This window comes from Bacteroides sp. FSHCM14E1 (genome assembly GCF_019633785.1).
Classification (GTDB): domain Bacteria; phylum Bacteroidota; class Bacteroidia; order Bacteroidales; family Bacteroidaceae; genus Bacteroides; species Bacteroides hominis.
On sequence record NZ_JADKYL010000005.1, the window covers coordinates 1 to 12,694 of the forward strand.

Consider the following 12,694-nt stretch of genomic DNA (forward strand, 5'->3'; position numbering starts at 1 on the left):
CACGGGCATCACAAGGTATCCGATAATAATTACCCATATCTTCCGCCTTGGCCATTTCCTCACGAGTCACTAATGATTCATAAAGTTTCTCACCATGGCGTGTACCGATAACACGTACGGGGGTATCTATTTTGTAAAGTTCCTTTAAAGAACGGGCTAAGGTATCAAGAGTAGCTGCAGGTGCTTTTTGGACAAACAAGTCGCCATTATGCCCATGCTGAAAAGCATAAATCACCAGATCAACTGCATCATCCAGTGTCATCATAAAACGGGTCATGTTCGGATCGGTTATTGTGATATCCTTGCCGGCCTTCATTTGCTCCACCCACAAAGGGATCACTGATCCGCGGCTTGCCATCACATTGCCATAACGGGTACAGCAGATGGTAGTTTGACCACCCTCTCCCATTTGACGTCCTTTAGCAATAGCGACCTTTTCCATCATGGCCTTACTGATCCCCATGGCATTGATAGGATAACAAGCCTTATCCGTCGAGAGCACAACTACATTCTTGACTCCATGCTCGATGGCTGAATCAAGCACATTCTCAGTACCTAATACATTTGTCCGAACAGCTTGAACAGGGAAAAACTCACAAGAGGGAACCTGTTTCAGTGCAGCAGCATGGAAAATATAGTCCACCCCATTCATCACTCCATCCACAGAACGTTTATCACGTACATCACCAATGTAGAATTTCACCTTCTTATTTTGAAGGTGATGGCGCATATCGTCTTGCTTCTTTTCATCACGGGAAAAGATACGGATCTCTTTGATATCGGAATCCAAAAATCTTTTCAATACAGCATTACCGAAAGAACCTGTTCCACCGGTAATTAAAAGGGTCTTGTCTTTAAAAAGGGACATAGTTTAAATTAATAAATCTACTAAACCTGATAAATTATTAGTTATTGTCAATTGAGATTTTTGTCCACATCCACGTTCATAATCAATAATAGCATTAACGACATTATCTACTTCAAATGAACTAAAAACAACAGAAGGTATACAAACAGAATGTATGTAAGGTAAATCTGGACCAATCACATCACATCCTGCAGTTAAAGCCTCTATGATTCCAAGTCCAAAACTCTCATTTAATGACGGATATATTGTAGCTTTAGAACAATTATATAACTTTTGAATATTACTTTTTTCCAATGATCCATGATTAATAATCTTCACTCCATTTTTTAGAGCCTTTTCTAGTTCTTGTTCTAAATCAATTGGATAATTTGATAAAGTTAAGTGCAAAGTTAAATTGAAGCCTAATTCATGTAACTTCTCCCATACTTTTATCAGTAAAAAATGCTGCTTAGTAGGAGTATAATTGGCTACATATACATAATCTCTTCGACAGAATGCTTCATTAATAGAAGTGCCGTAACTTTGCCAAAAAGGATAGAGGAATATCTTTGTCAATGGTTTATCAAACATACATTGCATATTTTTTTGCATATTTATTGTTTGAACCAACCAATAATCAGTATTCACACTACATAATCGAATAATTATTTGCTTTAACTTAGTTATAACACCTTCTTTTTTAGATAAATGTTTAAAAGGAATATTCAATAAATTAATATTATGAAAATAAGTATAAACTATTGCATTTACTTTTATTGGTGGTGGAACATTTCCAAAACACAATATCTTACTAAAGGTGTTTCTATGATGAAGATAAAAAGCAAACCGTTGTATCATAGATGGATCAGAAAATGAATATCTTCCTCTAACTATCTTACTATACAATGTTTTTTCACAACGACTATCTAATAAATAATGAACATCAATGTCCAAACTTTCAAGTTTTGAGATTAAAGTAAATAGCAATTCTAATCCACCGCTATTATTAATGTAAACAGCATCAATTAACAACATTATTTACAAGTTCTTTTTCTTATAGAAGAATAAAACAAAAGAATAAACAAAGTAGGAATTATCACTTGAGATAATTGCAAAAAAATTTCCGAAACCCAGATTTTAGGATCATTATATCCCCATGGTTTAAAAACTACCATTAAAAAGCACGGGGCTAATAAAGCAAACTGACGAAATAATTTTATTGATAAAAAAACATATATAGCAGGAATAATACTGAATAAAATAAGTCCAAAAATATGAAGTTCCCAATATGCATGGGCTGCAGTTGAGAATTCAACCATATTAGTATCTATATGCGTTATTTCAGCTTGAGTTTTATACATTCCCATAGAATACAAATCACCATCTACACTACATGGAACTGGTTTATCTTCCATTAAACTTCTTGGAATTGGTGAATATAAAGAATTCAATATAGGATTCCAACCTGCCATATAGCCACGATCAACCATCCGATAGAAACCTGTACTATAATGAGTTAGTGCACCAAATCTAAAATCAATTTCATCTAATAAGCTTCTTTCCCCATCATTTTTTGAATTATTTATTGACTGTATGATTTCTATTATATCGAGGCTCTTATTACTTCGGATAAATGTCATTCCACCTTGAAAAAGTCCTAGCGCTCCCAGTAAAATCACAGAAATCAATAACATTCTCTTTAAATTAGAACGATTCAAACTATAAGCACAAAAAAGTACCCAAAACACTGGCCAAAACAATTTACCTCTGATGCCACTCGCAAATCCAATAAGCAAATATACCAACGTAACCAAACAAGCTATAACAAAAAGTGTATTACCCCAATAACGGCTTCCAATAGCCACAATAAAAAAACAAGCAACAGATCCAATAACAGAAATCAATGGTTCAAACATCCATAACGAGTCACAAAAAGACAAAGAAATTATTTGAGTATTATTTAATAAAAAGCAAACATACAATAATAAAATCCCCAACATAATTTTTTTTAGAGTCTTATCAACTCGTATAATCAAAGATAAATCCTTCTTATTCCTTTTACAAAGAATATAAAATGTAATATAATAAATAAAATGTGAAAACACCTCTACCATGTATACAGTTGAAATCTCTGAAGGTAGAACTCTATCTATATTTTGATTCTTCCAATTTAAAAGTAAATGAGTTATAGTAGGCAATACATAATATAATATAATACGTAAACAAAAAAGTGAAAACAATAAATCAGCAAAAAAGGTATTAGAAGATGTTTTCAACACTAATTTACTACATACATTCCAAAAAAAAACGTTCATAAAAATAAGAACGGTAGAAGATGCTATCAAAACTACAGTACTCAAAAAATCTTCCATAAATAAAACAATAGAATATCTGTCCTATTCCTTAATACATATTATCAATACTCAACACATCATTTTTTAGGATACAATGATTTATTAATTCTCATTAAAAGCTAGCTATATACTGCAGTCGAAATCTTAATTCTCTTGTTTATAATGCTAGTATAATCCCTATGGATACATTTTTGACAGCATAATTTCCTCACAACTTCTTAGAATTCTTTTATATATAAATTTTAAATTACACGACACACAAGTAACATTTTATAACATCAAATTAATTTGTCACACATTTATATAAAATCTTCTCAATCTAAAATATATTTTCTTTAATAACATTGGCAACCTGTAATTATTATATAAATATGAGGTTAATTTATGAATTCTAGATTTAGGAATCCAACTATTATTACAGAAGTGCATTGCGACCGATTGTTTAGTCCAATAAATAGGATGTCCTGCAAAAACAGACGCTGGATAAATTGCGATATTTGGTTCTAAAAGCTGGAATTGGTTTATCCTTTTAAGGCCATATTTATCAGCATACATTGCAATAATATCAGGAGCAATAGGTTTTATAGATAAAGATCCATCTTCTTTAATAAAGTGACGATTTTCATAATACGACAAACAATCTTTAACAAAAGGATTATGTACCTCGGCTCCCATTATTGCAGCCTGAATACCAAAATCTAAATGACCTTCCAACCCTTGCTGAATATCAATTGAAGATACAAATCCATGATTTAGAAATGCATCAAAACGTTTGAAAACTCTCACATCAGAATCTAAATAAAACCCGCCATAATTATATAATGCAAATAATCTAATATAATCAGCAGCAAAAGCCCATTTTCTTTTTTCATACGCCTCTTTAGCAAAAGGTGACAAATTAAGATCAAATCTATTTACATCCCAACAAATGATTTGATAATCTGGCATAATCTTTCGCCAAGAACGAATACAACCTTGAATAAATGGAGATTGTTTCTCCTTACTCAGCCAACAATAATGTATAATTTTAGGTATCATTAGTTTACTATTTTAAAATAAGCTTTTTCAAAATAAAAAATCCAACTCTATAATGATTCATATAATAAATGCCTCTTAGTCCCAATACAACACTAGCACTATTCTATAATCAAGCCTCTTGCCTTCCATTTCTTTCCATGAATGCACTCTCCAAAAGATATAAGACACCTTCCTAGGAATATTAATTGCTCATCAAGCTATTTCTTCCAAAAGTTCAAATCATACGATACATCCTAATACTAATATAGAAATCGTTTTTAGTAGAACGTAGTTAATTGATAAACATCAAGTGTTTTTTATTTAACATATAAAAAGCCAAACACATTTTTTATGGAAATAACAAATTTTACAACAAAAATATTCAACGGTAGAAATTTAAATATAATTTTCAGGAAAGAAAACAACCGAATTTTCCTTTTAGATGACATGTGAGAGATGATTCTATTTTTAGGTAAATTTGTACTTATAAAATCATTTATTTCAATTATATCAATTTCTGAAATAATAGGTTTTATAAAATATGACTCTAATTTCCTCCCCAATTTTTTATTAAAGTTATCATCTAATGTGTGTGACAAAGAATCTTGCAATAATCTATATTTAATAAGTGGTTCTTTAAATATATAAAACTCCCCCATTAGCCTCATTCTATTCCAAAGAAAATAGTCTTCAGCTCTAAGTAAAGGTTGATATCCGCCAGCTTTTACATACGCATCTTTCTTCATCATTACAGTAGGGTGAGCTATTAAATAAACCTTCTCTTGTATAATTCTCTTATTTGTATAGGGAAAACTATAACCAACTATAGAATCATCCTCATTTATATAAATCACAGGGCTCGCAACTAAAATAAGGTTAGGTATAGAATGGAATATCTTTAATTGCTTCTCAAAACGTGTATTAATAGCAATATCATCAGAATCCATTCTAGCAATGAACTTACCAGAAGCAATTTGACAGCCTAATTGTAAAGCCGCTCCAATCCCACGACCCTCATCTTGAATAACCTTTATTCTTCTATCTTGCTTTTTGTATTCATCCAAAATATCTAAAGTGCCATCAGTAGAATTACCATCTACAATAATTAGCTCGAAATTAGAATAAGTCTGTTCTAATACACTGTCAATAGCTTTCTTTATATACTTTTTACTGTTATAAGATGGCATTATAACAGAAACTAATGGAGCTATATTCATTGCTAACACTTATTATTACTTAATATTTTCATCATACAATGGTCTAGCACCATATGAATATCTTCTGTTATTTGCATATCATTAACGGGGACATGTACACTATATTGGACTATTTTTTTCAATATTCCTCCATCATACCCAGTCAGTCCAACTGTAATCCCTCTATTGATATTTGCATATTCAATAGCTCTCAAAACATTTTTAGAATTTCCAGAACCCGAAATTCCTATAACAACATCATTAGGCTGAAAAAAATTTTTCAATTGTTCAATAAAAATATCTTCAAAAGATAAATCATTTGCATAGGCCATAAGAGAAGGTATATTATCATTCAAACATACAAATTTGAACTTCTTATTATGTTCAAAAGAAACTCCTTTATTAAAATCACAAACATAATGAGAGGCTGTAGCAGATGACCCTCCATTTCCCATGATAAATACAGTTCGTCCTGCATCCTTGGCTTCGACCAAAATATTCATCAACGCATTTAACTCTTCAAGAGAAATATTATCAATAGTTTTTTTTAGCTTGTTGAAATAAACTATTATATCATTTTTGTAATCCATATTATCTATCTCCTACATATATAATTTTTGATCCATAATTATCAAACCTAAAATCAATTTCTGTAAATTGAGACATTTTTTTTCGGAAATTTTCCTGTATACCTTTTGGACAGTAAAATAGAATAAAACCACCACCGCCAGCTCCTAGTAATTTCCCACCTAAAGCTCCTGACTTTAGACCTAAATCATAAATATCATCTACAAAAGAGTTAGAGATAGAGCCGGTTAAAGTTTTCTTAAGTAACCATCCTTCATGAAGATACTGCCCAAAATCATCGATATTATTATCTTCAAGAGATCTCTTAAGATCAAAAGCTAACTTTACCATAGCCTTTTGATTATTAAATTTATCCTTCTCTAAAATTTCTCTATTTTGTTCTTTTAGTATTGAATTTGCAGAACGTGTCCCTCCCGTATAAATCATAATAAGATTATCTTCTAATTCCTGCTTTTTATGAGGATCCATTATTATTTTCTCTACATTAACAGTTTCATCCGGATAAAATGAAATCAGATTTAAACCACCACAAGCCGCAGCATACTGATCCTGCTTACCAATAGGACTTTTCAATCGCTCAATCTCCACTTCACAAGCCAGCTTTGCAAGCATTTCATTTCCTACTGCCTTATATTTATAAGCATAGATCGCATTCAACAAGCCAACTGTAAATGCACTACTAGATCCTAATCCAGTCCCAGCAGGAATATCCGCTATAGAATTCAGATCTATTCCTGTTAAATCACTCATCTTTAATACTTCTTTAAAAATAGGATGCTGAATTTCGTCAAATGATGATACCAACTCTGTCTTTGAATATTTCAACTGAATTTTCCGGGAATCAAAAAAAGGATGAATGGCTATATACACATATTTATTTATTGATGTACTAAGCACAGCGCCCATTTGCTGACTATAAAAAGATGAAAGATCTGATCCACCACCTGCAAATGAGATTCGAAAAGGGGTACGAGATATAATCATAAATTATTTAATAAAATTGCGAAGAGCATTGAGAAGGGCAAAAGGTTTATTACGTTCAATCAATATAGAGGCACTCACTCCCGCATTTTGCCCAGCTATAATATCACTGTCACGATCTCCAATCATATAGGATTTCTTAAGGTTAATATTTAGATCTTGTGCAGCTTGTAACAACATACCTGGATTAGGTTTACGACAAGTACATTTTATTTTATATTCTTTACGTTCTTCAGGAAAGCCTTTATCTGGATGATGCGGACAATAATAAATAGCATCCAAATAGGAGTGTTCAAATCCTAATAGTGTCTCCATTTTTTTATGAATAAATTCCAATTCTTCTATTGAACACAAATTCCTAGCTATAACAGGCTGATTTGTGACAACTACAGCAAGATATCCACTTTCATTAATATAACGAATAGCATCAGCAGCTCCCTCTAACAACTCTAATTGCTCAGGCTTACAGAGTAAGTCTACTTCTTTTACAAGGACTCCATCTCGATCCAGAAAAACAGCAGCTTGAGCATATTTTTTATTTAATCTAGCTACTTTACCTGTCAATACATCATTACATACTTTCTTATATCGCTCAGGAGTACCCATATCTTTTATATACTCAGAAGAAACATATCCAATCAATCTTAAATTTTCTGTAAGTACTTTTGGAAATATATCTTTCCCAAAATCAGACTTAATTCCCTGAGGAATATGGAGTAGTAAACGAGGAGATAGAATGTACAAGGCTGCATTGACAAGATTACGATATAAAAAATTCTTAGGATGCGGTTTGGAATGAAAACCTATAATCACTCCTTTCTTATCTATTTCAACCAAATCAGAATCATAAGGATGATCATTAGGATGCAGGAATAAAGTCGCATCAGCCTGCTGTATTGTATGAAAAGCATACATCTTATCTAATGCAACATCCATTACAGTATCTCCATAAAATAGAAAAAAATCCTCTGTCAAGACATTCCTCAATTCCGCCAAAGCACCAGCAGTACCCAAAGGAGAATGCTCCTCAAAATATTTAATCTGCACTCCAAAAGATTCTCCATTTCCAAAATAGGAACGGATTTTATCTCCCAAATACCCTATTACCAGAAAAATATCAGTATGTCCATATCGTTTAGCTAATTCAATCTGATATTCTAAAACAGGTTTACCATTTATAGGAATCATAGCTTTAGGAATTTCACTATTAAGTGAAGCAATCCTAGTTCCTTTACCACCCGCAATTATTACAACTTTCATTTTCCTAAAGCTTTTTGAATGGCTATTCGAACCGAATCATTAGAGTTATAAGTCGCACTCCATCCAAGAGTATTTATCTTCGTTAAATCATATCTAAATTCAGGTACATCTCCTATCCAACCGCGAGTTCCTCCTGTATACTCTATACTTGCACTAAGCCCCATTTCATCGATGACCATCTGGGCAATTTCCTTTACCTTAGTTCTTGTTGTAGACCCCAAATTAAAAATATTAATTTCTTCATGAGAATTTTTACAGATAAATAAAATACCACCAATAAGATCTTTGACATAGAGATAAGGTTTAATTTGCTCACCATCGCCCAAAACAGTAAGTACATTAGGATTTTTTTGTAATTTATGAATAAAATCATAAATCACCCCATGTGTAAAACGTTCACCCACCACATTAGGAAATCTAGCAATCCATGTCTGAATATTATACATAGAACTAAAAGCGGATATAAAAGCCTCACTAGCTAATTTGGCAGCACCATAATTTGACACAGGTAATAAAGGTCCATAATTTTCCTTTAGCCAATCACTTGTTTCTCCATAAATAGCAGAAGTTGAAGCAAAAAAGAATTTTTTCACCTTAAACTCCTTCATACATTGCAGAACGTTAAAAGTAGTATTAAAAGTAAGGTCATAATCAACAGTAGGATCTTGACTTCCCTTTTGGATATCAGAATTAGCAGCCAAATGATAAACCATATCAAAGTCCTCTTGGATAAAAATTTGGCGTAAACTAGATCTATTTAATAGATCTTCTTGAATAAAAGAAAAATGGCCATCATCTACAAGATGCATAATATTTTCTTTTCTACCACGTGACAAATTATCTAAAGCCACTACTTGATTGTCATTGCAAACTAATAAATCACATAAATGGGAGCCTATGAAGCCAGCTCCTCCTGTAACCAATATCTTCATATTAAATTAAATATTTGAAATTTTCACCCAATCATCAAAAATTATATCAATACATTCATCTTTTTTGAATATTGTTGGAGAAATAACTATTTTATCTTTATTCATATTCAAAACAGCTGCCCACCAGCTAAAGGTACTATTAGCTATTATATGATTTCTACATCTAGACATCAAATACATATCCCAATAGCTATATATAGGAGGAGTAACGATAATTTCCATATCAATATCGAACTTCTCCAAAAATAGCTTTGCCCATATACTATCATTTGAAAAAACATAAAATCTAGGGTTAAGAAAATGTTCTTTCATAAAAGAAATAGCTCTTTCATAATAAATTTCATTACATATCCCTTGATACGCTGGTATGCCCATATAATCTCCTCTACGAATATGAATAGAAACCGAATTTATTGAACTCAAAAAATCTCCTTTTTCAATAGTCATTTGAGGAATATTTCGAAATATGAATTGTGCGCGTAATTCCTCGATCACATAATTTACAATCTTTTTAGACTGCCAATAGCCCAAATAAAAACGCGCATAAGGAGGATCAAATTCATGATCACCGATTGGTATAACATCATCTTTACAACTTAATTTCCTTACAGGAGGTATCTTCATCAATAACTTTATAAAAATCAAATGTACTTTCAAAAAATAAGTTCTATAAATAGATTCTTTGATATCAAAAACTTTAATCAGTTCAAATCCATTATGCATTTTAAATTCACTATAAAGGCTATTATCAATAACAGCCTTTATTCCTTTCTTTTTTAAAAACAGATAAAATGCATATTGAAACATTTGATTTCCAAGACCTCCCGAAAAAATAACTTTTTTCATCTAAAACGCAAAATAAATTTAAAGCATGCTTGTCTAAAAGCCACTGATATTAAACATAGACATAATGTATAAAATAATGAAATAAAGAGGACTATCATCAAAAAGCTTATCCAATTAGTTGGAAAATAATCAATCACTAACAACACAATATACACAAAAGCACATACAAGTATTGTTTGAAAGATATTTTGATATATCTTTTTCACATCATCTTTACAATCAAAAATATTTATAATTTTTCTCCCATAATAAAAGTAAAATGCTAAGAATTCGATTCCAATTGACAATAATAAAATACCATTTATCTTAAAATATAAAGCTATTGGAATAATCAATGCAAAATACAATACAGCCTGAAAAAACAGCACTAAATTATTGATCTTAATATCACCCAAATTAAATATAATTAGAGAGATTGTTTTATTAACAGTAGATAACATCAACAAAACGATTATAAGAAAATTAGAAATTCCTCCACAATAATTATTAGCGCCAATCCATATCAATATAAATGATTCATTCAAAAAAAGAAAACCAACAAAAACTAATCCCAACAACCAAACCAATATTTGAGTTAGTAAAAAGATCATTGTTTTAAGCTGTTTCTTTTGATTAGCGCCATACAAATTACTGATAGAAGGAGCAAATGAAGACACAATTCTTAAAGCAACAGTTTTTCCCATATCTGGTACAGTTTGAGAAAACCTCAAATTAGCTGAGGCTATTGGGGAAATATACTTCGTACAAATAAAAGAATTCATATTTGACAATAGATTCTGCCCCAAACTTCCAAAGAAATTATAAAATGACAACTTAAAAAAGTCCTTCATTAACAAAAGATCAAATGAAAAACCAATTTTCTCATTAACGAAACGATAAGTTATATATAAAATACTTCCTAATATATAAATTATTGATCTTATCAAAGAAGCATAACCTATAGACAAAAGACCATATTCTAATCTAAAAAAAACAACAGTAAGAATTAAGCCTGATATATTTGCAAACAAATTGATAAATCCGATACATTTACTACTTAACATTCCATAAGCAATTGCACCAATAGAATAATAGATTATCATTAAAGAAGTACCTGTTAATGTATAATTAAATGCATTTATCAACTCCTCCTGATATTCATATGGAACATTCAAAAACAAACTTATTTTTTCACTTAATAATATACCTACAATAAAAACTAATAAAGCGATTATTACACTCAATAGAACTCCATTAAAACTATAACAACCAACAGAACGACAATCCATCTTACCATAATAATATGAAACTTTCTGAGTAACAACACCTCCTATCCCAGGATCAAGCAAACTTATTATTGTTAAGATATTCCCTGTAGCCAACCAATATCCATATAAATCTTTGGGAATATAAACTAGATATATAGGTACCAATATTATTCCGACCATCATAGTATAAATAAAATTCAAACTATAAAAGATTAAATTCCATTTTATGACTTTCCTATTTTCCCGCTTTTTACTCAATTTCTAAAGTTTCAAATTTAACAAATAAAAACAACCGTCATTTTTAGATATATAAATAATTTATTAAAGTTCGAAATATGGATATGGATTCTCTTCTAAAATCTTCAAACTCTCAAATACCTCTTTTTCATCATTTGAAAGCCTGCTATGGTCCCAGCCACTAATAATTAAATGCGCCTCTTTCGCCAACTCCTCTTCAAACACCTCACCATAACAATAAGTCAACAACTGGCATTTCAATAAAGTAGCAGGAAGTTGGTCAAGCACGTCCCAACAACGATTGAGAACAACTTGCTTTTTCTCCTCCTTGTCACCCTGATTATAGATGGTTGCATTGTAACCCATCAATAATGCCAGACAGATGTTTGCTTCCTCTTCGGGAGTAGCACCACGCTGAGGATACAACGCATCGGATTGTTCTAAAACTTCTTTGTTCAACTGACGGAAATGATCGGTATAAATAGGAGCACCATCCACACCTAAATAGAGTAACTCGTGCGCGAGACTCTGTAATTGTTCAATTTGAGAAGTGAGTGTATTCATAACTTAAATGACACGTAAATAACTTTTAGGAACTTTGACGCTGGCGCTCAATACACCGGCAATACGAATAACAACATAAGTTTTGTTGGCCTCGCTGGCAAGTTCGCCCTCGACACCACAGAAATCACCTTTAACTACCTGAACCCTGCTACCGACAGATAAATGGTCATTATCGAAACTGACGCCATTCGGATCTAAATCCATGACAAATATGAAGTCCTGCATCTGTTTATCAGGAACTATCAGCATAGCCCTGGTAAGCAGGTCTTTCATATAAAAAAGCTGGATATTGTATTTATTAGAAATATCACAAGCATCTTGCTTGGTAGCTTGGATGAAGATAAGATTCTTAATAACAGGGACTTCCACCCGTTTTCGACGATATTTCAACTGCCGGATGACAAATTGAGTGGGAAGATAGTAATTGAGATCAAGTTCAGTCTTCAATTTTTCAAGAGAGTCACGAATAGCAAACTCTTGTTTATCTCGGGTACGGGCGGCAAACCAATACTTCTGTTGTTCAGACATTTACGATTTATACTTGAGGGAATTTTCCTTTGTTTCGGGTGCGCTTCGCGGTTTGAACGAGACATATTTTCTCTTTCAAACCGTCAAATTTTACGAA

Annotated in this window: 13 protein-coding genes; all 13 read right to left on the reverse strand. The window is 31.7% G+C overall.

Annotated elements, in window-relative coordinates; genetic code table 11:
• Positions 1-868 (reverse strand): UDP-N-acetylglucosamine 4,6-dehydratase family protein (locus tag ISX59_RS09440; protein WP_220575843.1); only part of this gene is annotated, 868 nt, incomplete at its 3' end.
• Positions 869-871: 3 nt separating this feature from the next.
• Positions 872-1,882 carry a glycosyltransferase gene (locus ISX59_RS09445; protein ID WP_008659616.1) on the reverse strand — a complete coding sequence of 337 codons (1,011 nt, stop codon included), beginning with the start codon at positions 1,880-1,882 and terminating at the stop codon, positions 872-874.
• Positions 1,882-3,219 carry an LPS biosynthesis protein gene (locus ISX59_RS09450; RefSeq protein WP_220575844.1) on the reverse strand — a complete coding sequence of 446 codons (1,338 nt, stop codon included), beginning with the start codon at positions 3,217-3,219 and terminating at the stop codon, positions 1,882-1,884. Before ISX59_RS09450 ends, ISX59_RS09445 begins: the two co-directional genes overlap by 1 nt.
• Positions 3,220-3,492: 273 nt before the next feature.
• The gene (locus tag ISX59_RS09455) at positions 3,493-4,239 is read right to left on the reverse strand and encodes a glycosyltransferase family 32 protein (protein WP_008659612.1); all 747 of its coding nucleotides are present in this window, start codon (positions 4,237-4,239) and stop codon (positions 3,493-3,495) included.
• Between the two features lie 296 nt (positions 4,240-4,535).
• Complete coding sequence (locus ISX59_RS09460) at positions 4,536-5,435, reverse strand: glycosyltransferase (protein WP_008659610.1); 900 nt, start codon at positions 5,433-5,435, stop codon at positions 4,536-4,538.
• A gap of 2 nt (positions 5,436-5,437) precedes the next feature.
• Positions 5,438-6,004, reverse strand: coding sequence for an SIS domain-containing protein (locus ISX59_RS09465; protein WP_008659608.1), 567 nt, complete (start codon positions 6,002-6,004; stop codon positions 5,438-5,440).
• Position 6,005: 1 nt separating this feature from the next.
• Positions 6,006-6,986 (reverse strand): GHMP kinase, encoded by a 981-nt coding sequence (locus ISX59_RS09470; protein ID WP_008659606.1) that lies wholly within the window; start codon positions 6,984-6,986, stop codon positions 6,006-6,008.
• Positions 6,987-6,989: 3 nt separating this feature from the next.
• Positions 6,990-8,243: an HAD-IIIA family hydrolase gene (locus tag ISX59_RS09475; protein WP_008659603.1), complete on the reverse strand. Its 1,254-nt coding sequence runs from the start codon at positions 8,241-8,243 to the stop codon at positions 6,990-6,992.
• Positions 8,240-9,175 carry an NAD-dependent epimerase/dehydratase family protein gene (locus ISX59_RS09480; protein ID WP_008659601.1) on the reverse strand — a complete coding sequence of 312 codons (936 nt, stop codon included), beginning with the start codon at positions 9,173-9,175 and terminating at the stop codon, positions 8,240-8,242. The genes ISX59_RS09475 and ISX59_RS09480 overlap by 4 nt, the downstream gene beginning before the upstream one ends.
• Positions 9,176-9,181: 6 nt before the next feature.
• Positions 9,182-10,021 carry an alpha-1,2-fucosyltransferase gene (locus tag ISX59_RS09485; protein ID WP_032579776.1) on the reverse strand — a complete coding sequence of 280 codons (840 nt, stop codon included), beginning with the start codon at positions 10,019-10,021 and terminating at the stop codon, positions 9,182-9,184.
• Positions 10,018-11,451: a hypothetical protein gene (locus tag ISX59_RS09490; RefSeq protein WP_008659598.1), complete on the reverse strand. Its 1,434-nt coding sequence runs from the start codon at positions 11,449-11,451 to the stop codon at positions 10,018-10,020. The genes ISX59_RS09485 and ISX59_RS09490 overlap by 4 nt, the downstream gene beginning before the upstream one ends.
• 138 nt (positions 11,452-11,589) lie before the next feature.
• On the reverse strand, positions 11,590-12,069 hold the full coding sequence (locus ISX59_RS09495) for a UpxZ family transcription anti-terminator antagonist (protein ID WP_008659596.1): 480 nt from the start codon (positions 12,067-12,069) through the stop codon (positions 11,590-11,592).
• Between the two features lie 3 nt (positions 12,070-12,072).
• Positions 12,073-12,597, reverse strand: a complete 525-nt coding sequence (gene upbY, locus ISX59_RS09500) for a capsular polysaccharide transcription antiterminator UpbY (RefSeq protein ID WP_005786813.1) — start codon at positions 12,595-12,597, stop codon at positions 12,073-12,075.
• Between the last annotated feature and the right edge of the window lie 97 nt (positions 12,598-12,694).